Origin of the sequence: Anaerocolumna sp. AGMB13025, assembly GCF_029689925.1 — a bacterium.
In the GTDB taxonomy this organism is placed as follows: Bacteria; Bacillota; Clostridia; order Lachnospirales; family Lachnospiraceae; genus Anaerocolumna.
In genome coordinates, this window is sequence record NZ_CP121445.1 from 3,355,031 (window position 1) to 3,377,587 (window position 22,557).

General features: G+C 37.1%; 22 protein-coding genes, 1 pseudogene and 1 riboswitch. Of the genes and pseudogenes, 18 read left to right on the forward strand and 5 right to left on the reverse strand.

Annotated features, from left to right (window positions below; genetic code table 11):
* Positions 1-266 precede the first annotated feature (266 nt).
* From QA584_RS13655 to QA584_RS13665, 3 genes are all read right to left on the reverse strand, one after another.
* Entirely contained in the window at positions 267-1,322 is a 1,056-nt protein-coding gene (locus QA584_RS13655) for a hypothetical protein (RefSeq protein WP_278275047.1), read from the reverse strand.
* A 22-nt stretch (positions 1,323-1,344) separates the two neighbouring features.
* Entirely contained in the window at positions 1,345-2,580 is a 1,236-nt protein-coding gene (gene tyrS, locus QA584_RS13660) for a tyrosine--tRNA ligase (RefSeq protein ID WP_278275048.1), read from the reverse strand.
* A 266-nt stretch (positions 2,581-2,846) separates the two neighbouring features.
* Entirely contained in the window at positions 2,847-3,410 is a 564-nt protein-coding gene (locus QA584_RS13665; RefSeq protein WP_278275049.1) for a folate family ECF transporter S component, read from the reverse strand.
* 70 nt (positions 3,411-3,480) lie between these two features.
* Positions 3,481-3,577, reverse strand: a riboswitch (THF riboswitch).
* A 391-nt stretch (positions 3,578-3,968) separates the two neighbouring features.
* Here QA584_RS13665 and QA584_RS13670 point away from each other — a divergent pair.
* The 6 genes from QA584_RS13670 to QA584_RS13695 all read left to right on the forward strand — a co-directional run bounded on the left by QA584_RS13670 (position 3,969) and on the right by QA584_RS13695 (position 11,398).
* Entirely contained in the window at positions 3,969-4,394 is a 426-nt protein-coding gene (locus tag QA584_RS13670) for a hypothetical protein (RefSeq protein WP_278275050.1), read from the forward strand.
* A gap of 367 nt (positions 4,395-4,761) precedes the next feature.
* A complete protein-coding gene (locus tag QA584_RS13675; RefSeq protein ID WP_278275051.1) occupies positions 4,762-6,639 on the forward strand; it encodes a TIGR03960 family B12-binding radical SAM protein in 1,878 nt (625 codons plus the stop codon).
* Between the two features lies 1 nt (position 6,640).
* Positions 6,641-7,477 (forward strand): TIGR03936 family radical SAM-associated protein, encoded by an 837-nt coding sequence (locus QA584_RS13680; RefSeq protein WP_278275052.1) that lies wholly within the window; start codon positions 6,641-6,643, stop codon positions 7,475-7,477.
* A 60-nt stretch (positions 7,478-7,537) separates the two neighbouring features.
* On the forward strand, positions 7,538-8,719 hold the full coding sequence (locus tag QA584_RS13685; protein ID WP_278275053.1) for a ribonuclease E/G: 1,182 nt from the start codon (positions 7,538-7,540) through the stop codon (positions 8,717-8,719).
* Between the two features lie 32 nt (positions 8,720-8,751).
* Complete coding sequence (gene ybaK / locus QA584_RS13690; RefSeq protein WP_278275054.1) at positions 8,752-9,225, forward strand: Cys-tRNA(Pro) deacylase; 474 nt, start codon at positions 8,752-8,754, stop codon at positions 9,223-9,225.
* 439 nt (positions 9,226-9,664) lie between these two features.
* Complete coding sequence (locus tag QA584_RS13695; RefSeq protein ID WP_278275055.1) at positions 9,665-11,398, forward strand: vWA domain-containing protein; 1,734 nt, start codon at positions 9,665-9,667, stop codon at positions 11,396-11,398.
* A 448-nt stretch (positions 11,399-11,846) separates the two neighbouring features.
* Here the strand turns inward: QA584_RS13695 and QA584_RS13700 are convergent, their stop codons facing one another.
* Complete coding sequence (locus tag QA584_RS13700) at positions 11,847-13,034, reverse strand: alanyl-tRNA editing protein (RefSeq protein ID WP_278275056.1); 1,188 nt, start codon at positions 13,032-13,034, stop codon at positions 11,847-11,849.
* A gap of 211 nt (positions 13,035-13,245) precedes the next feature.
* Between QA584_RS13700 and QA584_RS13705 the strand changes: the two genes are divergently transcribed.
* The 12 genes and pseudogenes from QA584_RS13705 to rsfS all read left to right on the forward strand — a co-directional run bounded on the left by QA584_RS13705 (position 13,246) and on the right by rsfS (position 21,394).
* Positions 13,246-13,413: a hypothetical protein gene (locus QA584_RS13705; RefSeq protein ID WP_278275057.1), complete on the forward strand. Its 168-nt coding sequence runs from the start codon at positions 13,246-13,248 to the stop codon at positions 13,411-13,413.
* Positions 13,414-13,485: 72 nt separating this feature from the next.
* Complete coding sequence (locus QA584_RS13710; protein WP_278275058.1) at positions 13,486-14,145, forward strand: response regulator transcription factor; 660 nt, start codon at positions 13,486-13,488, stop codon at positions 14,143-14,145.
* Complete coding sequence (locus tag QA584_RS13715) at positions 14,136-15,605, forward strand: sensor histidine kinase (protein ID WP_278275059.1); 1,470 nt, start codon at positions 14,136-14,138, stop codon at positions 15,603-15,605. The genes QA584_RS13710 and QA584_RS13715 overlap by 10 nt, the downstream gene beginning before the upstream one ends.
* A 253-nt stretch (positions 15,606-15,858) precedes the next feature.
* Positions 15,859-16,389 carry a GNAT family N-acetyltransferase gene (locus QA584_RS13720; RefSeq protein WP_278275060.1) on the forward strand — a complete coding sequence of 177 codons (531 nt, stop codon included), beginning with the start codon at positions 15,859-15,861 and terminating at the stop codon, positions 16,387-16,389.
* A gap of 207 nt (positions 16,390-16,596) precedes the next feature.
* Positions 16,597-16,905: a 50S ribosomal protein L21 gene (gene rplU, locus QA584_RS13725; protein ID WP_161839166.1), complete on the forward strand. Its 309-nt coding sequence runs from the start codon at positions 16,597-16,599 to the stop codon at positions 16,903-16,905.
* 23 nt (positions 16,906-16,928) lie between these two features.
* Positions 16,929-17,246: a ribosomal-processing cysteine protease Prp gene (locus QA584_RS13730; protein WP_278275061.1), complete on the forward strand. Its 318-nt coding sequence runs from the start codon at positions 16,929-16,931 to the stop codon at positions 17,244-17,246.
* Between the two features lie 48 nt (positions 17,247-17,294).
* On the forward strand, positions 17,295-17,582 hold the full coding sequence (gene rpmA / locus QA584_RS13735) for a 50S ribosomal protein L27 (RefSeq protein WP_161839164.1): 288 nt from the start codon (positions 17,295-17,297) through the stop codon (positions 17,580-17,582).
* A gap of 191 nt (positions 17,583-17,773) precedes the next feature.
* Entirely contained in the window at positions 17,774-19,060 is a 1,287-nt protein-coding gene (obgE, locus tag QA584_RS13740) for a GTPase ObgE (RefSeq protein ID WP_278275062.1), read from the forward strand.
* Positions 19,061-19,080: 20 nt separating this feature from the next.
* A pseudogene (gene yhbY / locus QA584_RS28715) lies at positions 19,081-19,365 on the forward strand (ribosome assembly RNA-binding protein YhbY); the annotation flags it as partial.
* 328 nt (positions 19,366-19,693) lie between these two features.
* Positions 19,694-20,329, forward strand: a complete 636-nt coding sequence (gene nadD / locus QA584_RS13750) for a nicotinate-nucleotide adenylyltransferase (RefSeq protein WP_278275063.1) — start codon at positions 19,694-19,696, stop codon at positions 20,327-20,329.
* 78 nt (positions 20,330-20,407) lie between these two features.
* Positions 20,408-20,983: a bis(5'-nucleosyl)-tetraphosphatase (symmetrical) YqeK gene (yqeK, locus tag QA584_RS13755; protein ID WP_278275064.1), complete on the forward strand. Its 576-nt coding sequence runs from the start codon at positions 20,408-20,410 to the stop codon at positions 20,981-20,983.
* A gap of 51 nt (positions 20,984-21,034) precedes the next feature.
* Positions 21,035-21,394, forward strand: coding sequence for a ribosome silencing factor (gene rsfS / locus QA584_RS13760; RefSeq protein ID WP_278275065.1), 360 nt, complete (start codon positions 21,035-21,037; stop codon positions 21,392-21,394).
* A 366-nt stretch (positions 21,395-21,760) separates the two neighbouring features.
* Here rsfS and lexA read toward each other — a convergent pair whose 3' ends face one another.
* Positions 21,761-22,378 (reverse strand): transcriptional repressor LexA, encoded by a 618-nt coding sequence (gene lexA, locus QA584_RS13765; RefSeq protein WP_278275066.1) that lies wholly within the window; start codon positions 22,376-22,378, stop codon positions 21,761-21,763.
* Between the last annotated feature and the right edge of the window lie 179 nt (positions 22,379-22,557).

Sequence of the window (22,557 nt, forward strand, 5' to 3'; positions counted from 1 at the left end):
TTATAGAATATAGACTCTTCAACTATTACTATTAAAGCTCAGTAATCGGTTTAATTTCAAACACATTATCGACAGTGACATTTGCTGCGAATTATAAGGGTTTTAGAACTAAAAAAATGAATCCCATGTAATGTTTATTATACACAGAATTCATTTTTTTCTTATACATAATAGTATAAGTACTGATATCTTAATTTCTAAGCAAATACCAACCCATCAAAAACTTGAAAGCCACACAAGAATTACAGTGAAACTATCACACTAAATTATTTCTCAAAATTCTCGTTATAATATTCCTCAACCAATAGATCCAAATAAGAATCATCCAGTTCACCAAACTTTTCAGTTATCATTTCTTTCATCTTTTCGAGCTTATGGAAGAAACGGATTTCGGCTGTTTCATTAGGGTCTGTTAAATCGTCTAATTGTTCTGCGGTTACGTTTTGAGCCAGCCAGTTATTGATGGTTTCTGTTACGTTATTTTCACCTTCAATTTCCTTTTGTACCTTTTTAGATTTTGTATAGGAGGTGATTCCTATATATAAAAAGGCCAAAAGCAGGAGAGTCATAACGATATAGGGCATTGGTCCGTTAAATATATGAATAATACCAACCAGATTCAATACCACGATTGCAAGTCCTAACAGGGATACCATGATAAACGTAGAAGCGGAGGATTTTAAATCCTTGTACTGTTCCTCTTTTTTTACATAAGCAGTAGGAATAACCGGTTTTGGTTGTTTGCTTTTAACAATATCCTGAAGTTCTTCTTCACTGAACATGGTTTTGTAATCAATATCGGTACTATCCATATCAGAATTGTCGATATCAAAACGATCACTATCAATCGTTTCCTTCTCAGACAATGAAGCATCCTCCTTCTCATCTCCGAAGGAATCATCGTTAAAATATTCCTCAGCCTCTTCTTCATTAAAGTAATCCTCAGCTTCTGTTTCATCATTTTCAGATTCCACAGCTTCATCATTTTTCTTGTTTGAGGTTTTCCCCTGAAAAGAGGAGAGTGCATGTTCCGATTCAACGGAATAGAAAGCTTTATAAAGTTTTGTTACCTGTTTTTCCAATTTTTCTTCAATAATGACCACCCATTGCTGTTTTTCTTCATCAAATTCATAACTGGCGGTTTTAATATCAGAGTAATGCAAAAACTCTACAAATTTTTTGGCGAATAATTCTTTCTCTGTTTCCATGAAAGTCTTAAACTCCGGTGCCTCCGGTAAACTTTCAACCAATTCCGTTCCACAGTCTGCACAGACTGTTATACCATCTACGTATTCCTCTTTACAATTAGGACACCAAGGCATTTTAATCACTCCTATTCAAGGTTTATTTATTTACTTTAAAACAATGATATGCTTTTTTACCTTTTCTTACCAGTAATGCTCCGTCCGAATCAAAATCATTGTCTGTAAATACTTTATCAAACTCCGTAATCTTAACATCATTTACGGTTACACCGCCCTGAACGATGGTTCTTCTGGCATCGGAGCGGGACACTGCCATTTTACTATCAACTAATAAGGTGATTAGGTCAATACCTGCTGTAAATTGTTCCTGTGTATAAGTAGTAGTGGGAATATCTTCTGATTTCATACCACCGCCAAATAATGCCTTGGAAGCCTCTAACGCTTTCGTTGCTTCTTCTTCCCCATGTACAATTTTGGTGATTTCAAAAGCTAATACATCTTTGGCATGGTTGATTTCAGCATCTTTTAAAGCACCTAATCTGCGTACTTCATCCATAGGCAGGAAGGTTAGAAGACCTAAGCATTCCTCCACTTTAACGTCTTCAATATTTCTCCAGTACTGATAGAATTCATAAGGAGAGGTTTTATTTGGATCCAGCCAAACAGCACCCTTCATGGATTTGCCCATCTTAATACCTTCACTGGTGGTAAGGAGTTTAAAAGTTAAACCAAATGCTGGTTTTTGTTCCTTTCTGCGGATTAAATCAACGCCGCCTAAAATGTTGGACCACTGGTCATTACCGCCAAGTTGTAAAGAACAGCCGTAGAGCTGGTTTAATTTTAAGAAATCATAAGATTGCATAATCATATAGTTGAATTCGAAGAAAGTTAACCCTTTTTCCATTCTTTGTTTATAACATTCTGCGGTAAGCATCTTGTTAACGGAGAAATGTACTCCGACTTCCCTTAAGAATTCCACATAATTTAGATTTAACAGCCAGTCCGCATTATTGGCAATAATAGCATTATCATTATCAAAGTCAATAAATTTGGCGAGCTGCTTATGGAAGCAATCCGCATTGTGCTGGATGGTCTCTTTGGTCATAATGGTTCTCATATCGGATTTACCGGTAGGATCACCTATCATGGTTGTCCCGCCGCCAAGGAGGGCAATGGGTCTGTGCCCTGCTTTCTGCATATGCATCATTGCCATTACGGTCAAGAAATGACCTGCTGTCAAACTGTCGGCCGTAGCATCAAAACCTATATAAAAGGTAACTTTTTCCTTCCCTAATAATTCTCTGATTTCTTGTTCGTGGGTTGTTTGTTCGATAAATCCACGTTCCAATAAAATATCATATACATTGGTTGACATTGTATATTTCCTCCTTCAATAAGTTATTTTTTATTATAAATGATATTTTCCTATTTTTCAACTTTTTAATAGCAAATCCCCACAGCTCAGGGCAAACCCGGGAAGGAGAATAGTGACAAAGAACCGGTGCTGGTACTATATGCAGGTTATAAAATTATATCCAGTCTCTTTTGGTTCACTTCTATTAAAAGGAGTTTTACCCAAAGAGGCTGGATACTTATGATCCTAAACGTCAGGAATCAAAGAATTTCATTTATACTGCCAGGTTACTGTTTCGCAGATGCAGTAGTAAGTTTCATTGAAAAGACCGCTGCTACCCGGTTTAATACAAGATAAAGAATTCCGGTTTCTATGGGGAGCATAATAATAGCTTTTAATGTACGCATAGGCAATAAAACTAAAAAACCTTTTCCGTATAAAACAGACAGCCACTGGGTCGTCAGAATTAAATCTACCAGGATAACAACAGTTAGTTTTGCCCAAAAGACTCTTCTTAAACTTAATGGCTTTTTGTAAAGATAAAGCCCATAAATGATGCCAGTCAGTATGGCATTCAAGGTAAAACCCGGGAAAAAAGGTCCGGTTGGTTTAATCAGATAATTTAAAATATCACCCATACCGCCTAAAAGCCCGCCAACAACGGGTCCATACACCATTCCGGCTGTTCCAATTGCTAAAAAAGAGAAGCCGATCTTAATAAATTCACCTATCATAATGGTAAACAGTCCTAAAACCGTATTCATAGCTGTTAGTATGGCAGTGACAGCCAAGGTAAGTACCTTTTTTAATTCCTTTGCTGATTCTGTAAATGAATAGAACAAAATTTGCATAATCTACCTCCTTTTTCGTTTTTAATGTCGCAAAATATTGCCACTACGAGAAGGTAAATGCCTATCATGTAGCAGCGGGATGCGAATTTTGTACCGCAAGATAACTTTTCGTTCACCGGACAACTCCCCGTTCCGGTGACACTTAACGCACAAAATCCTACTCTGCTATCAGTATTTTTTGACTTTCTTACTATAGCAGAAGCAGAATAATATAGCAAGAAGTAAAAGGAAATTGGTATAAAATTGAACAAGTATGGAATATATTTTAATATCAGAAGTAAAAATAAATGGCGGTTCTAAATAGCGGAAGATTTATCCGTTTGGAAGTGAAAGCTTAAGCTATATAGAAAAGCAACATTTTTAGAGGATATCTACATATTGCCAGGACCGCTTTAAAAAAGTAACATGTCGGGCAGGTTGAAAGAAAATATAACTGATAGTATGCCACAACACGATTCTTTCAAAATTTATTATGTGGCAGTATCGCAAGTATATTTATGAGACGAATTGCGGTAGAAATTTGTGAAAAGCATTCGCGAAAAGCAAAAGGGGGTAAATATGGACAATCAAGAGCATTTACAGGCTGTATCCAGAGACGAGTATATCAGGCTTGCCAGGGAAAGCTGTACAAGAAACTTAAGCCCCAATGGCAGCAATAGAAATCATGGAGGTAATAAAAATAAAGGATATATAAATACAGATAAAATGAAGACCTGGGATAAGGCGGAAGATTACCATAAGTCTGATTTTGCGGATACTGGTATTAAAATGGCCCCTGTTACTATAAAGTCTCTGTTAATCCGTGTTATCTGTGCAATGTTATTGTTTTTAACTATTTTTATTATTGACAAATTTGATGTTAAAATAAAAACATTTGACAGTAACTATATTAAAGAGCTGGTTTCCTCTAATCAAACCATTGATGAAGCGGAGCATTTTTTTGTTTCCTTATACGAAAAGATTGTAAAAACGGATAGTAAATAATAAATTGTAATTTCCTTTATTATAAGTTATAATAATAAATGGCGATTTAATTGGAACTTTAACCGGGTATGATATTATTTTTGAAATAAACACATTGATTCACATAATAATATTATGTTAACCAATGTGTTTTTTAGAGATTTTATATCCGTGTAAAAAAGAAAAGAAGAAAAGAAAGGACGCCACAATAAGATTCTTTATCCTATTTTATTTGTGGCAGTATCGCAAGTAAACTTGCGATATGCAATGGGTGTAAAGGTTGAAAGAAATTAAAAGAATAGAAAGGATGCCACATTATGATTCTTTCAACCAGTTATATTTGTGGCAGTATCGCAAGTAAACTTGCGATATGCAATGGGTGTAAAAAATGAAAAGATTGGCACTTTCCGATGAAATCCTTATGACCATTGATAAACCGGCCAGATACATTGGTAACGAAATCAATATGGTTATGAAGGAGCTGGACAAGATTGATATACGCTTTTGTATGTGTTTTCCTGACGTGTACGAGATTGGTATGTCCCATCTGGGAATTCAGATATTATATGATATGTTTAACCGCAGGGAAGATACGTATTGCGAAAGAGTATATTCGCCCTGGGTGGATCTTGATAAGGTGTTAAGAGAAAAACAGATTCCTTTATTCGCATTGGAATCCCAGGATCCAATTAAGGATTTTGACTTTTTGGGTATTACCCTTCAATATGAGATGTGTTATACGAACATCCTGCAAATTCTTGAGTTATCCCAGATACCAATTTATGCAAAAGACAGGACAGAAGAGGATCCTATCATCCTTGGAGGCGGACCCTGTTCTTATAATCCAGAACCTATTGCAGATTTCTTTGATTTCTTTTACATTGGTGAAGGAGAGACGGTGTATGACCAGATTTTAGACGCCTATAAGGATAATAAAAGTAAGGGTGGAACCAGAAGAGAATTCCTGGAAAAAATAGCTGAAATTGAAGGTATCTACGTACCGTCCTTTTATGAAGCAGAATATAACGAAGACAATACCCTGAAATCATTTACAAAAAATAATGAACATGCCAAGGATAAAATAAAAAAACAGGTAGAAATGAACTTAAGCGATACCTTTTATCCGAAAAAACCCCTGGTTCCTTATATAAAGGTAACCCAGGACAGAGTTGTATTGGAAATCCAAAGAGGTTGTATCAGAGGCTGCCGTTTCTGTCAGGCAGGTATGATTTACCGCCCAATCAGGGAAAGAGATGCTGAATTCTTAAAGGATTATGCATATCAGATGTTAAAAGCCACCGGTCATGAAGAGATATCCTTAAGTTCTTTAAGCTCCAGTGATTACTCAGCCCTACAGGAATTGGTTTATTATCTGATTGAAGAATTCAGCTCTAAAGGGGTCAATATCTCTCTACCTTCCCTTCGGATTGATGCTTTTGCTCTGGATGTTATGAGCAAGGTGCAGGATGTGAGAAAAAGCAGTCTGACCTTTGCGCCGGAGGCCGGTTCCCAAAGACTTCGGGATGTCATTAATAAAGGTCTCTCGGAAGAAAATATATTGACTGGTGCGATGTCTGCCTTTAACAGCGGCTGGAACCGGGTTAAATTATATTTTATGCTAGGACTTCCTACAGAAACGGAGGAAGATATTGAAGGTATTGCAATTCTTTCCGATAAAATTGCCAGGGAATATTATACAATTCCAAAGGATCAGAGAAATGGTAAAGTGAGCATTGTCGCCAGTACTTCCTATTTTGTACCAAAGCCCTTTACTCCGTTTCAGTGGGCAAGAATGGACAAGCCTGAGGAATATCTGACGAAACAGCGTTACCTCCGCGGAAAAATCAATGAACAGTTAAACAAAAAAAGTATTAAGTATAACTGGCATGAAGCGGAAGTGAGTATTTTAGAGGGAGTATTTGCAAGAGGGGACAGAAAGCTTTCGAAGGTTATTTACGATGCCTATAAAGCGGGGTGTCTGTATGATTCCTGGTCCGAATACTTCAAATATGAAACCTGGTTAAAGGTTTTTCAAGAAAATAACCTGGATATCGAATTTTATACCAGTCGGGAAAGAGCGCGGGAGGAAATCTTTCCCTGGGATTTTATTGATGTAGGTGTTACAAAAGAATTCCTTTGGAGAGAATACAATCGTGGAATTAGTGAAAAGGTTACCCCAAATTGCAGAAAAGCCTGTGCAGATTGCGGAGCCAAGGTTTTTCACGGCGGTGTTTGCTATGAAGAGAGAGGACAGGAGGTAATTTAAGATGAAAGTACGTATGAAATTTACAAAATCAGGTCCTTTAAAATTCATAGGACATCTGGATGTTATGAGGTATTTTCAAAAAGCCTTCCGCCGTGCAGATATTGATGTGGAGTATTCCAAAGGTTTCAGCCCTCATCAGTTAATGTCCTTTGCTGCACCTTTAGGGGTGGGGCTGACTAGTGATGGGGAATATTTAGATGTCTCACTCCTTAGCTGTGAGGCACCTAAAGTCATGATCGATAAGATTAACGAAGCTATGAATGATTTCATCCAGGTCGTGGATTTTAAGCAATTATCCGATAACAGCAAAAATGCCATGTCCAGTGTTGCCGGAGCCGATTACTTAGTTTCTGTAAAAGATGGCTATGACTATATGGATAAGATGGTTTTTGAGGAGAAGTTTCAGGACTTTTATAATCAGAAAACCCTTGTTGTAACCAAGAAATCCAAAAAGAGTGAAAATGAAGTGGATATTAAACCCCTGATTTATCATATCGCTTTTGGTGAGAAGGAATTTCAGGAGACCATCAGGAATTCAGAACTTAGGGAGGAGAGTTCTGAATTTTATAAAGAGAGTTCTGAATTTAATAAAGAGACTTCTGTTTCTGGTATCAAAGACAGTGTAGCCGATTCCTATATCAATGGAATTACAGTATATATGCAGCTTGCAACCGGAAGTGTTAATAATCTAAAACCGGAACTGGTTATGGAAGCCTTCTGCCAATTTGCAGGAATCGAATACCGGGAATTTGCTTATCAGGTTCACAGACTTGAAGTTTATGCCGATGTTAGCAATGAGGAAAACCGGGTGTTGGTACCATTAGGCAGTGTTGACTAATCCTAATCAAATGTTATAGTTACAGATACAAAAATTAAATGAATTACGGTGGGAAGAGCCATGAATCATAAATTAATCATAACCAAACTGGATAACCGGATTGTTTCAGCCATATATGAAGGCAATGAAATGCTCCAGGTCAATCTGGACAAAACTTCTGAACAGAGTATCCTTGGGAATATCTATGTTGGTAAAGTAAAAAACATTGTAAAGAATATCAGCGCTGCATTTGTAGAGATTGCCGGCGGTCGGATGTGCTATCTGGCGCTGGAGGAAAACCCGAATCCGATTTATGTCAATGCCAAAAAACAAGACCGGATTTTAGTTGGCGATGAATTATTGGTGCAGATTGCCAAAGAAGATGTGAAAACCAAGGCTCCTGTAGTTACAACAAATCTGAATTTCACAGGAAAATATACGGTCTTGATTCACGGTAAATCATCCCTTGGTGTTTCCGCAAAAATTTCAGAAGATGGGGAGCGAAAACGCTTAAAAGAAGTTATGAAAGCCTTTAAACAGGATTCGTATGGTTTTATTGTCAGAACCAATGCTGTAAACATTGACCGGGAACGGTTGGAAGAGGAAGTACAGTCTCTTACAAAGCAATATAATGAACTACGGGAATATGGGATTCATAAATCAACTTTTTCCCTGATATATCAGACACCACCTGGTTTTATCTGTGATATCAGGGATGGTTTTGCGGATAAAATAGATGAGATTTTAACGGATGACCGTGAAATCTTTGATAAAATACAGGAGTACTTAATAAATTATCAAAAAGAAGATTTAAGCAAACTAAAGTTTTACGAAGATAAACTGATTACTCTTAGTAATCTTTACAGCATCCGAACCAAATTAGAGACTGCCATGAGGGATAAAGTCTGGTTAAAGTCCGGAGGTACTATTATTATTCAGCCAACGGAAGCCTTAACGGTTATTGATGTTAACACTGGCAAAGCAATAAACGGCAAGAAAAAAGTACAGGACACTTTCTATAAGATTAATATGGAAGCAGCTGCAGAAATAGCAAAACAAATTCGGCTGCGGAATCTTTCGGGTATTATTATCATTGATTTTATTGATATGGAGCAACAAGAATATAAGGAAGGTCTGATGAAAGGATTAGAAGAACTCTTTAGAAAAGATCCCATAAAAACTACCCTGGTGGATATGACTGCCTTAAATCTTGTAGAAGTAACCAGAAAGAAAGTAAGAAAACCATTGTACGAACAGGTTTAATTACAAGATAGAGATAGGACCGGTGATACAGTATGATAAAAACAAATGTAATGCGGTTGTTGGAACAAGCTAACATCACATTTTCAACCAAAGAATATGAGGTGGATGAATCGGATCTTTCCGGAGTTCATGTGGCGGAGCAGGTGGGGATCCCAGCCGAGCAGGTTTTTAAGACCTTGGTGGCAAAAGGTGACAAGAAAGGAATCCTTGTATTTTGCATTCCAGTGAATCAGGAATTGAACTTAAAAAAAGCTGCCGCTGCAGTTGGTGATAAAAAGGTCGAAATGATCCATGTTAAAGATTTACTTGGGCTTACTGGTTATATACGTGGCGGCTGTTCTCCTGTTGGTATGAAAAAGAAATATCCGACTTTTATCGATGAAACTGCTGAATTATTTGATGAAATAGCAGTAAGTGCCGGTGTCAGAGGATGTCAGATCGTCATTTCTCCAGAAGCCTTGCTTCAATACGTGGATGCTAAGGTTTTTGATTTAACGGATATATAGTTTATTGCAGTTAATAAACTTAAAAACACTAGATAAAATCAGCCCTAAAGCTGAATTGAAAGCATGATTATGCTATGTTTCATAATCGCTTTATTCTGAGTCTGATCATTTACTTATGACTTTTTCAGGTGGTTCAGACTCAAAATGCACACTGTTTGACGAGCATAGCGAGGAGTTTGTGCTTTTTAAGTCTTGCTTTACCACATGAAAAAGTCATTAGTGAATTCCAGGCTCAGAATCCTAAGCTTATGAAACATAGCATAATCATGCTTTCTTAATCACCTTCCTTGCTGATTTTATCAAGTATACCAAGACAAAAATAACTGCGAAGTATGAAATAATAATTATAAATATCTTTTCTTCCACAATATGGAACTGTTAATCAGATTTATTCGTCTAATAGATGTAAATCAAATTAGCAGTAAAGAGAGGAGAATTTATGAGAAAGATGATTCACAGAAATTTATCGTTATTCCTGGTTATAGTTTTTATAATAACCAGCTTTTCAGGGTGTTCCAAAAGTTCTAAGACAGATTTTAATACCACTACCACCGATACCAGCGGCTCTAATGCTAAGTCAAATTACACCAATTCAGAACCAGTCGTCGGAGCGGAACTGCCAGATAATACGGCTCCCCTTAACGATGGTACCGAGGCAGCGGCAGATAGTTCAACAGGAACATCAAAGGCTATGGAAGGATTACCAGAATTGTCCGATGAAGCATACGGCATCGAGAATAAAAAACTCCTTCAGGAGCAGGAATCCAATGAGTTTAATATGGAAGAATATAATGCCATCGTGGAGAATAATTTCGTAGCCGTTAAAAACAACCCGTTATCGACTTTCTCTATTGATGTGGATACGGCTTCTTACAGTAATATAAGAAGAATGATTAAAGAAAACAGAAGAGTGGAACCGGATGCGGTCAGACTTGAAGAAATGATTAATTATTTTAATTATGATTATACCAAGCCTGTTTTTGGGGAACCTTTTTCTATCAATACTGAATTATCCGACTGCCCTTGGAATAAAGATGCCAAGCTCTTATTAGTAGGTCTTCAGGCAAAGGATATAGATTTAAGAGAACGCCCAAGTTCAAACATTGTCTTTTTGTTAGATGTATCCGGCTCCATGGATGAGCCTGATAAACTGCCCCTGGTGCAGAAAGCATTCCTGATGCTGACAGAAAACCTCAATGAGAATGACAGAATCTCTATTGTAACTTATGCAGGTGAGGACTCCATTGTTTTAGAAGGCGCCAGAGGGGATGAAACCAGAAAAATTTCTTCTGCAATTGAAAACCTGACCGCCGGCGGAAGCACAGCAGGCGCAGCAGGAATTGAAACCGCTTATGAGCTGGCAGAGGATTATTTTATTAAAGGTGGTAATAACCGTGTTATACTGGCAACCGACGGAGATTTAAATGTTGGTATTACAAGCGAAGGTGCTCTTACCAGATTAATTGAGAAAAAGAGAGAAAAAGGCGTTTTTTTATCGGTCTTAGGTTTTGGTACTGAGAATATTAAAGATAACAAAATGGAAGCTCTTGCAGATAACGGCAATGGCAATTATTCTTATATTGATTCAACTTTGGAGGCTAAGAAAGTCCTGGTAGATGAAATGGGAGGCACTTTGTTTACCGTGGCAAAAGATGTGAAGCTTCAGTTGGAATTTAATCCGTCTAAAATAAAAGGCTATCGTCTGATTGGATATGAAAACCGAAGATTAAATACGGAGGATTTCGATGATGATACCAAAGATGCAGGTGAAATCGGTGCTGGTCACCGGGTAACTGCTCTTTATGAACTGATTCCTGTAGATTCTGCCCAGGAAGTACCGGAGACAAATCTGATTTATCAGTCCAATGAAACCCTTTCAAACAGCAAGGATTGGCTGACCATTAATATCAGGTATAAAGAACCGGATCAAGATAAGAGTGAACGTATGACGGCAACGGTAAATGATCGTACCTATAAGAAGCAAATGTCTGATAATCTTACCTTTGCAAGTGCTGTCGCTTCTTTTGGCATGCTCCTTCGGGACAGTAAATGGAAGGGGACGTCCTCTTATAACAGGATATTAAACCAATTAGATACCCTTAATATAGCAGGGGATGAATATAAAAGTGAATTTGTTGAGCTTGTTAAGGCTATGAAGGAAATTGATGATTAAACATAAGCTGCAACCGCTATAACCTAAGAACTGACCTATAGTTTGAAGCCTTTAATAACTTTATGGGTGAAGTCTTATTTTGTTAATAATAATCTTAATTCAAAATAATACCTATTAAAATTATGATATTAATAAGGAGGATATCCCTATCAGCTTTTATTTAGGGATGTCCTCCTTCTTTTGAAATTCACTAATTCTACTACAAATATAATTACAAATTCACTTACCCATCCTTAATTTAGTATATTAATTACTTCTTAACAACGATAGAAATAATACCAGAACAGTTCTTGGATACTTGACTAATTCATAACGTTTTTATTACAAACAGACTAAATTATTTATATAAAATCGTAAGTAAGTTTCAATTAATAAACTCATTGATAAACTTAAATTTCATACTAATCTCAATAGGTATGAAATAAGAATCTTAAAACGAATATCATAATCAGATTTGAAAATCAGTAATGAATTTTTTAATGATATCCGCATCCCCAGTCACTGTTCCCTGTACCATTTCTTTGGAACCGCCGCCTTTTCCATTAAAAGTCTCATTCAGGCTCTTGCCAAGAGGCCGCACATCTAAAACTTTAGAAGCAAGGAGATATTTATACTCTTTGCCATCTGTTGATGTAAATATGGAACAGATACCGGTAATGCGTTCAATCAGCAGATTCCCATAAGTCCTTAAAGAATTTGGTCCGATTTCATTATCAAATATGCAAATATCCCTGGAACCCTCTGTTATGAAAGCAGCCTTATAGGTTAAAATTTGATTCTGTAAGTTTACTAATTGACCTTTTAAAGAAAGATTTTCAGCTTTCAAGGTCTTAACGGCATCCTTCACTTCGTCGGGTTTTGCAGACAATAATACAGATATTTCTGTAACGCTTTTTTCTTTTTTGTTGTAATCTAGTAAGGCTCTGGTTCCGCAAAGCATACTGATTCTGACCCCGCCTTTATATTTCTGGCTGGATATTATCTTAATCCCTCCTATTTCACCAGTCAGTGCTACGTGTGGTGCACAGCAGGCACAGCTGTCATAGCCTGGAATTGTTACAATACGGATATCTCCGGTCAGTTCTTTCTTACTTCTGTAATTTAAGGTTTTTAATTCTTCGGGATCCGGAACAGTTGCCATTATAGGAATATTTTCATATACTGCTTGATTTGCCTTACGTTCAACGATACGGATCTCTTCTTCTGATAAACTGCCATTAAAATCAACGGTTATTGCATCACTTCCCATATGAAACCCAACGTTGTCCCAGCCATAAGAATTATGAATGATACCGGAAATAATATGTTCGGCCGTATGATGCTGCATTAAATCAAATCGTCTATCCCAGTCTATATGACCAGTCACTGTGCTGCCAACGGTAAGAGGAGCTGTAACAGTGTGGTAGATGATTCCATCATCCTCTTTCACATCTAAAACCATCGCATCCTCAAGGGTTCCCTTATCAGAAGGTTGTCCACCCCCTTCCGGGAAGAAGGCAGTAGCATCTAAGGTTACAATATAGCTTCTGCCAGAAGCAAGGGTTTCGTCTGTCTGCTCTATGCAGGTTAAAACAACTCCCTTAAAAGTTTTTAAATGACTGTCCTGATTATATAATTGTATGGTTGATTCACTCATTAATGATACATCCTTTCTAGTTACCTGGCAGCTTATTAGAATCGCCAATTTAGTGATTATTATAATACTTTGGATTGATTATGGCAACACATGGAAGCGGATTCCTTAGGATATACGAAGAAGGTTTTTTAATTCCTTATAAATTCCTTATAACTATCCTGTATTATTTCTTATAGGGATTAGAGTTCAGAACGCTGCCGGAAGAACCCAGATGCTAAAGAAATCACAGTTATCAATTTTATGGCTGATTCCTTACAAAATTACAACCAGATTAATGTTTCCGTATGAAGTTCTTCCGAACAGACAGCCGGCAGTTAGGGATTGTATTACCTGTGAGGCAGGGCTTATGTCTGACCATGTTATTTACCCGGCATATTAATAACCTTATTAAAATTTAGGTGCAATTATAAAAAAATACGTTATAATGTAAGAAGGAAAAGGATGTGAATAAATGGCAGATATTTTAGCAATTGATGATGAGCCGGGAATTCTTGAACTAATTAAAACAGCTCTGGCAAGAGAAGGCCACCAGGTTACGGCCTTATCAAGTCCCATGGAATTCCCACTTGAACAGTATATGAATTATGATCTAATCCTATTGGATGTTATGATGCCTGAGGTTGATGGTTTTTACCTATGCAAGAAAATTAGGGATTTTGTTGATTGCCCTATACTTTTTCTGACCGCAAAGTCTTTAGAAAGCGATATTATGAAAGGTCTTTCTATCGGTGGTGATGATTATATTACAAAACCATTTGGGCTTGGAGAGCTAAGGGCCCGGGTACTGGCTCACTTACGAAGAGAGCAAAGAGAAAAGCATAACTGCTTTGTATTATCCGGTCTTAAGTTTAACTTATCTGCGAAAGAAGTTCAAACTGGGAAGAAGGTAATTCCCTTTACTAAAAGTGAATATGAAATCTGTGAATTTCTAGCTCTCAACCACGGTCAGGTATTTTCCAAGGAAAAAATACTGGAAGCGGTATTTGGTTTTGATAAAGAAAGCGACAGCTCCTGTATTGCAGAGCATATTAAGAATATACGAGCTAAATTCTTAAAAGAAGATTGTACACCAATAACAACGGTTTGGGGGATTGGTTACAAATGGAGCTGAAACAAAATAATAGCCTAAGAAGCATCTTTATCCGATATATCCTGTTTTTTATGCTAGGGACAGCAGCTCTGGCAGTATTGTACTGGTTTCTCATATCGCTTCTTTTTGCTTATCAATTTTTGCTGCCGGCTAACTATTATGAACAGATGTTAAAGGACAACCGTGTAACGATTGCCGAGTCTGCCGCAGTAACTGAGGATATGATACCGAAGGTCTGTAAATATGGTATCTTTAATAAAGATGGAAGTATGACATCGGGAAGCTTTAATTTGACAGAAGCTGACAGTGCCTGGAAGGCTTTAAAAGATGGTCAGAACGCTGCCGGCGGTTCACAGTACTATAAAATAATCCAGCGAAAGAATGAAATTTGCATCGTTAAATATCCAATTATGATCCAATTCGGACTTCCTGAATTAAGAAAATCTGGTTTTAGTCCGGAACTACTTCTTGTAATTATTTTTATTATTTTAATGATATTGGAAGTCTTGCTTCTATCCACAGCTTTTGGACGGCTCATATCCGGCGAAATGGATAAACTTACAGAAACAGCCAATGAGATAAAAAGTCAAAACCTAAATTTTAAAACCAGGTCTTCTGGAATAAAAGAAGTGAATGATGTTATAGACTCTTTAAACCAAATGCAATCGGCTTTAAAATCCTCTCTTGAAACCCAGTGGAACTTGGAACAAGCAAGAAAAACCCAGATTTCAGCCCTGGCACATGATATTAAGACCCCTCTTACGATTATTAAAGGCAATGCAGAACTGATTAAGGAGATTAATCTTGACAGAAGCGAAACCGCCAATGACAGTAGATCAGCAACAGAAACACTTAAGGGGAAGAGTAAGGATTCGAGAGGAATCCTGTTAGGAGAGGATATGCAGGAGATAACCAAATATAATGGTTATATTATTACCAATACAGAAGAAATAGAGCGCTACCTGAAACTTTTAATTGATATGCTAAAGACAGAAGACTCCTGTTTTTTTCATCCGTCCTTTATCCAAACCGGTGATTTTATAGAAAAGCTTCAAAACCGGATTACCAATCATGCTTCCCTTAAGAACCTTAATATAACTTTCTTGTCAGAAATGATTACAACAACATTTTTTGCGGATGAAGAACTTCTAACGAGAGCTATAATGAATGTTGTAATCAATGCCATTGATTATTCGAAATCAGATTCTGAACTAATAATTCGTTTTTGTGAAAATGAGGACTGGTTACAGTTTATTATTACAGATTATGGCAAGGGTTTTACAAATGAAGATCTGCTCTTTGCACAGGAACAGTTTTACAAAGGAGATAAAAGCAGACGAATGAGTAATCATTATGGAATGGGACTCTACATATCTAACTCTTTCGCAGCTTTACACAAAGGAAGCCTGGAATTAGAAAACTCACCGGACACTGGTGGTGCCAGGGTGACCATACAGATACCCTTAATCAAAGAAAGATAGATAATAATAACAAATATAGATAATAACAAATATAGATAAAATAATAGCAAATATGGATAAAATAACAAATATAGATATAATAACAAATATGGATAAAATAACAAATATGAATAAAATAACAAATATAGATGTAATAACAAATAAACATAATATCAAATACAGATAATAACAACAAATATTGATAATAAAATTCTGCTTATAACAACTATAGATACTAGCGAAATTAGCTAATTACATAGAAGGAGATAATGAGATGATACCTGACACTACCGAAAAAGAAAATAGGAATAGCCAGAAACTCCCGGAAGGCGGAAAATATGTCATGAAAATTAATGAAGTTGATGTCGATTCGGCAGAAGCTTTGGTGCTGTTGGAGGAACTCTCTCAAACGCTTGAAGCCATAACCGGCAACAGTGGAAGAGGTTCCTTTGATACAGCGGATGTTAAGGTTCCCGGAAGTTTATTTGTAATTGCATATAGTCCGAAGGGGGAAGCCGTAGGGTGCGGTGCCATACGACCGATGGAGGACGGAACTGCTGAGCTTAAAAGAATGTATGCCAGAGCGAAAGGTATCGGTATTGGAAAGACTATTTTATCTTATCTTGAAGCGAATGCAAAGGTATTTGGTTATTCAGCCCTCCGACTTGAAACCAGACTTATTAATGTAAAAGCCGTCTCCTTTTATGAGTCTGCCGGTTACAAAAGAATCCCAAATTACGGCAGATACGTTGGAAGACCAGAAGCTGTCTGCTTTGAAAAACTGCTTACCGATTCAGAGGTTTAACTAAAGTAACATTATATTAAGTAGTTTTCTAAATTTAATATATTTTTTCATTCATAAATTTAATATATTTTTTCATTCATGCGTTGACAAATTATGCCGGATATGCTAAACTACTTTAGTGTGCCGCACAGCGAGGTTCTAAAATTCTGTATTTTTATGAATACCAGAATACCACAGCTGGCGAGTAATGATAATAGGAGGTGCCATATGTACGCAATTATAGCAACAGGTGGTAAACAGTACAAAGTAGCCGAAGGCGATATCATTAAAGTAGAAAAACTTGGTGTAGAAGCTGGTTCAACTGTTTCATTTGATCAAGTTCTTGTAGTAAACAAGGGTGAATTAGTAGTAGGAAACCCAACCGTAGCTAATGCAACCGTTACAGCAACTGTTGTAGAAGAAGGTAAGAACAAAAAGGTTATCGTTTACAGATACAAGAGAAAAACCGGATACCACAAGAAGAACGGTCACAGACAGCCATATACTAAAGTTAAGATTGAAAAAATCAATGCATAATTAGTACCACACAGGTAAGTGATATGATTAAAATATCAAGTTATAAGAATGCAGAGGGTAACATTATCGGTTTCCGGTCCTTTGGACATGCAGGGTATGCGCAGAGCGGACAGGATATTGTATGTGCTGCCGTATCGGTACTGATAATCAATACCGTGAATTCTATAGAGCATTTTACATCAGATACCTTTCACATTAAGGAAGATGAAGAAAAAGGTGAGATAGATTTCAGGATTGTTTCAAAACTTAGTAATGAGTCAAGTTTACTGTTGAACTCTTTATTCCTTGGTTTAAAAGGAATCAAAGAGGATTATGGTCAGGAATATATTAAATTGATTTAGCAGGATTGGATTCAATTCTGCAGCCATTAATTCAAGGAGGTGTAGGTTATGTTAAAGATGAACCTTCAATTTTTCGCTCATAAAAAGGGTGTTGGTTCTACTAAGAACGGTAGAGATTCCGAATCCAAAAGATTGGGCGCAAAAAGAGCTGACGGACAATTTGTTTTAGCTGGTAATATACTTTACAGACAACGCGGAACTAAAATTCATCCAGGCAATAACGTTGGACGCGGCGGAGATGACACATTATTCGCATTAGTAGACGGTGTTGTCAGATTCGAAAGAAAAGGCAGAGACAAGAAACAAGCTTCTGTATACCCAGTAGAATCTAAATAATATGAGATGATTGTGAACCCCAAATTCTTGATTAAATCATGAATATGGGGTTTATTTTATTGAGATATTAATAGATAACGGAGCTTGCAAAAAATAAGGAAATGTATTTTTTCTTGTAATTTTTGCTAATTCCTATTATAATAAAAACATTGAAAAAGTGCGTGCTTCTGCACGCAGATTGGAGTTACAAAATGTTTGCAGATAGTGCTAAAATATATATACGTTCCGGAAAAGGCGGTGACGGACACGTAAGTTTCCGAAGAGAAATTTACGTACCTGCCGGCGGACCAGACGGTGGTGACGGAGGAAGAGGCGGTGATTTAATCTTTGAAGTAGATGAAGGATTAAATACCTTATCAGACTTTCGTTATGTCAAGAAATATTGTGCGGAAGACGGAGAGAGCGGTGGAAAAAAACGCTGCCATGGTAAAGACGGCAGCGATTTAATCATTAAAGTTCCCGAAGGAACCGTAATAAAGGATACTGAAACCGGTAAAGTAATTGCCGATATGTCCCATGATAACCGGAGGGAAGTAATTTTAAAAGGCGGTAATGGTGGAAAAGGCAATCAGCACTATGCTACCCCTACCATGCAGGTACCAAAATATGCCCAACCAGGACAATCCGGCAGGGAACTGAATGTAACCTTGGAATTAAAAGTGATCGCAGATGTCGGTCTGGTTGGTTTCCCTAATGTAGGAAAATCAACGCTTTTATCCAGAGTTACGAATGCCAGACCTAAAATAGCCAACTATCATTTTACCACCTTAAATCCTAATTTGGGAGTGGTGGATTTAGAGGGCGGTAGTGGATTTGTAATGGCTGATATTCCGGGATTAATCGAAGGAGCATCAGAAGGAATCGGACTTGGACATGAATTTCTAAAACACATTGAACGAACCAAAGTCATTATCCATATGGTGGATGCTGCATCTACAGAAGGCAGGGACCCGGTTGAAGACATTAATACCATCAATTCTGAATTAGCTGCCTATAATGAAGAACTGGCTCACAGACCCCAGGTCATCGCCGCGAATAAACTGGATGTCCTCTTTGGTGAGGCAGAAGCGGAAGCAGTTAATAAGTTAAAGAATGAGTTTGAACCAAAGGGGATTAAGGTTTTTCCTATTTCTGCTGTCAGCGGAAAAGGAGTGAAAGAGCTTCTGTATTATATTAAGGAACTACTGGAAAGTATTGATACTGCTCCGGTTATATTTGAACGGGAATTCTTCCCCAGTGACATTACGTTCTCCAATGAGCCCTATACTGTGGTTCAGGAAGAAGAACATCTGTTTGCTGTTGAAGGACCTAGAATCGAGCGAATGCTTGGCTACACCAATCTGGATTCGGAAAAAGGATTTGAATTTTTCCAGCGTTTCTTAAAGGAAAGTGGTATTCTGGATGAGTTGGAAGCAATGGGCATTGAAGAAGGCGATACGGTAAGAATGTACGGGCTGCATTTTGATTATTATAAATAAGGATATTAAGGAGACAAACAATGACAAGTAAGCAAAGAGCTTATTTAAAAGGGCTGGCTATGTCCATAGACCCGATATACCAGGTGGGAAAATCCAGTTTGACCCCCGAAATAACAAAGGGACTGGAGGAAGCCCTGGAAGCAAGAGAATTGATTAAAATAAATGTATTGAAAAACTGCCTCGACGATCCAAATGAAATTGCACAAATTGTCGCAGAAAGAACCCATTCCGAAGTAGTTCAAGTCATTGGTAAAAAGATCGTTTTATACCGTGAATCCAAGGAAAAAAAGAAAATCGAATTACCTACGGATAAAAGAAACTCCGGGGATAAAAAAATAAGTGGAGACAGAAAACAGACATCAGCTAACAGGACTTCAACAGATAGGAAATCAACTGGAGACAGGAAACTATCTACAGATAAAAAAACATCTGCAAAAAATTCATATTCGGATAATAAAGCATCCAGTGATAAAAGATTTGCCGATAAAAAAGCATCCGCAGACAAAAGACAGTCAAGCAGTAAAAAAATGTTTTCAGATAGAAGTACCTCAACAAACAGGAATACCTTCAGGGCTAAAAAACATCCCTGAAAAGACCTCAGCTAAGAGTTAACATGACGAAAGGAAAAAGCTGATGAGTAGAATAGGTATTATGGGCGGAACCTTTAATCCAATTCATTTCGCCCATTTAATTTTGGCTGAAAGTTCTTATGAGGAATTGAAGTTAGACAAGGTTTTATTTATGCCATCAAAGAAACCACCTCATAAACTGAATGAAAATATTGTCAGTGACGACCATAGGGTATGTATGCTACAGCTTGCCATACAAGATAATCCGCATTTTGAGGTATCCTGTATGGAACTGGAACGGGAAGGTATTACTTATACTGCAGATACCTTAAGGGAGTTAAATGATAATTATCCGGAAGATGAGTTCTATTTCATCTTAGGCGCGGATTCCCTCTATCAGATTGAAGACTGGTGGAAGCCAAAGGAGATATTCAATTTAACGAACATTGTTGCAGCTGGAAGGGATCATGTAACCAGCCAGGAATTAACCCGTCAGGCTGCCCATCTGAAAGAACTGTTTGGAGCTAGAATTCATTTACTGAATACACCTAATATGGATATTTCCTCTAAAATGCTGCGTCAGTGTTTAAGCAATGGCAAATCAATACGGTACTATGTTCCTGATTCAGTAGAACAATACATCAGAACGCAGAACCTGTATATAGAGCATGAAACACTAAGTGTAGACTTAAAAGGATGACAAGGTTTCAGTCATTATCGACAGATACGGTTATCAGACAGAATTGACGGACATGTGTTTAACTACTGGGAGGATATCATGGATTATGATGTTTTAGATTTACAGAAAAAATTATCTAAGATAATGTCAGCTAAAAGATTATATCATTCTTTGGGAGTCCAAGGGATGAGTTTAGCTCTGGCAATACGGTATGGGTATGATATGGATAAGGCTAATCTGGCAGGATTACTTCATGATTGTGCGAAAGACTTGGAGGATGAAGAATTAATTAAGGAATGCAATACGTATAATCTTCCGGTATCGCCAGTGGAAACCCGAAACGGCTTCTTGCTCCATGGAAAACTTGGAGCATATTATGCACAGCATAAATATGGGGTTGACGACAGTGAAATTATTTCATCAATTTACTGGCACACAACAGGAAGACCTGATATGACGCTACTTGAGAAAATTGTATTTGTAGCTGATTATATTGAACCAAACCGCTCCGTTAAAAGAATACCGGAGTTAAATACTATCCGTGCTATTGCTTTTGCAGATTTAGATAAAGCTGTAACAGAAATACTTAAAAATACGTTGCTCTATTTGGAAAAACAAGGGCAGGAGATAGATAATTTAACCGTTGTTGCATATGATTATTATAGGAACAGATAGCAATATTGTTCGTTCTTGTAGATTAGACAGAGAGATGAAAGGAGATTTGGAATGAATAATATTTCCAAAGAAATAGCCAAAATTACTTACCAGGCTTTAGATGAAAAAAAAGCAGAAGATATAAAAGTACTTGAAATCGGGGATATCACTATAATTGCAGACTATTTTATTATAGCGAACGGTACGAACTCATCCCAAGTTCAGGCATTGGTTGACAATGTACAACAGGTACTTTCCAAACATGGATTTGAACCTAAAAGGATTGAAGGAGTACGTTCTGCAAGCTGGGTCCTGTTGGATTATGGCGATGTTGTTGTTCATATATTTTCAAAAGAAGACCGTTTATTCTATGATTTGGAAAGAATCTGGAGAGACGGTAAAGTTACCAGCAAAGAGCAGCTTGAAGCATAAATACAATTTAGCCCTGTTCCGGATTTAAGAGTCTTCCTCTTATAATCTGGTACAGGGCTTTTTTGTTGCATAACAAAGTACGTTCTGCCATAACAAAACACGTTCTGCTCTAGTACTAGAGTCATACCAGGTCAGACTCTTATTCCGACAATGTTAATTTATCTTTCATGTACTATGTAACAATAGTACTATGTAACAGCAGTTTATTATCTTTGAAAGAACCGGTACATTAGAAAAGCCGCTATCAGTAAGAATCCTCTGCAAAAAAGCTGCAGGGGGCCTACTGAATAGCGGCTATGATAGGTGTGGTTTCTTATTATATGCTAAAATCTAAAAATTATACATTATATTATGTATCGTACTGGATTATTGGAAAAGACGGAATAACCCGATTACTTTACCTAATATATTAAGCTCCGGTACTATAATTGGATCCATTGTGTCATTCTCCGGCTGTAAACGATAATATCCATGTTCTTTATAGAAGGTCTTAACTGTAACAGAATCATCAATCAGTGCAACAACAATATCTCCGTTGGTGGCAGTGGACTGTCTTTGTACAAGAATTTTATCTCCGTCAAAAATACCGGCATTAATCATACTTTCCCCTTTTACCTTAAGCATAAAAGTTTCTTCATTCGGCATATATTCTGTTGGAATAGGAAAATATCCATCCAGATTTTCCACTGCAAGTATGGGCTGTCCGGCTGTAATGGTACCAACGATAGGTACATTAACGAGTTCTCTTCTGGATAAATTGAAGCCGTCATCGATGATTTCAATAGCACGGGGCTTGGATGGATCTCTTCTGATATAACCGTTTTTCTCAAGGGTTTCGAGATGGGAATGTACGGAGGATGTCGATTTTAATTTTACAGCTTCGCATATTTCGCGAACCGCCGGTGGATAACCTCTATTAATAATTTGTGATTTTAAATATTCTAAGATTTCTTTCTGTTTGGCGCTTATTTTTCCATAACTCATATCTTAACCTCCTATTATATTATATATGATATCGAAATATTATAAATTTTGAGTGCGCTTCTTAATTGACCTCACTTATTTAACCCATTATATCACAGTTTTTTATGGAATGCAAAACTTATGTTCGTTAATTTAATACTTTTTTCGTATTAGATAATTTTATATAATTTTATCTGTTA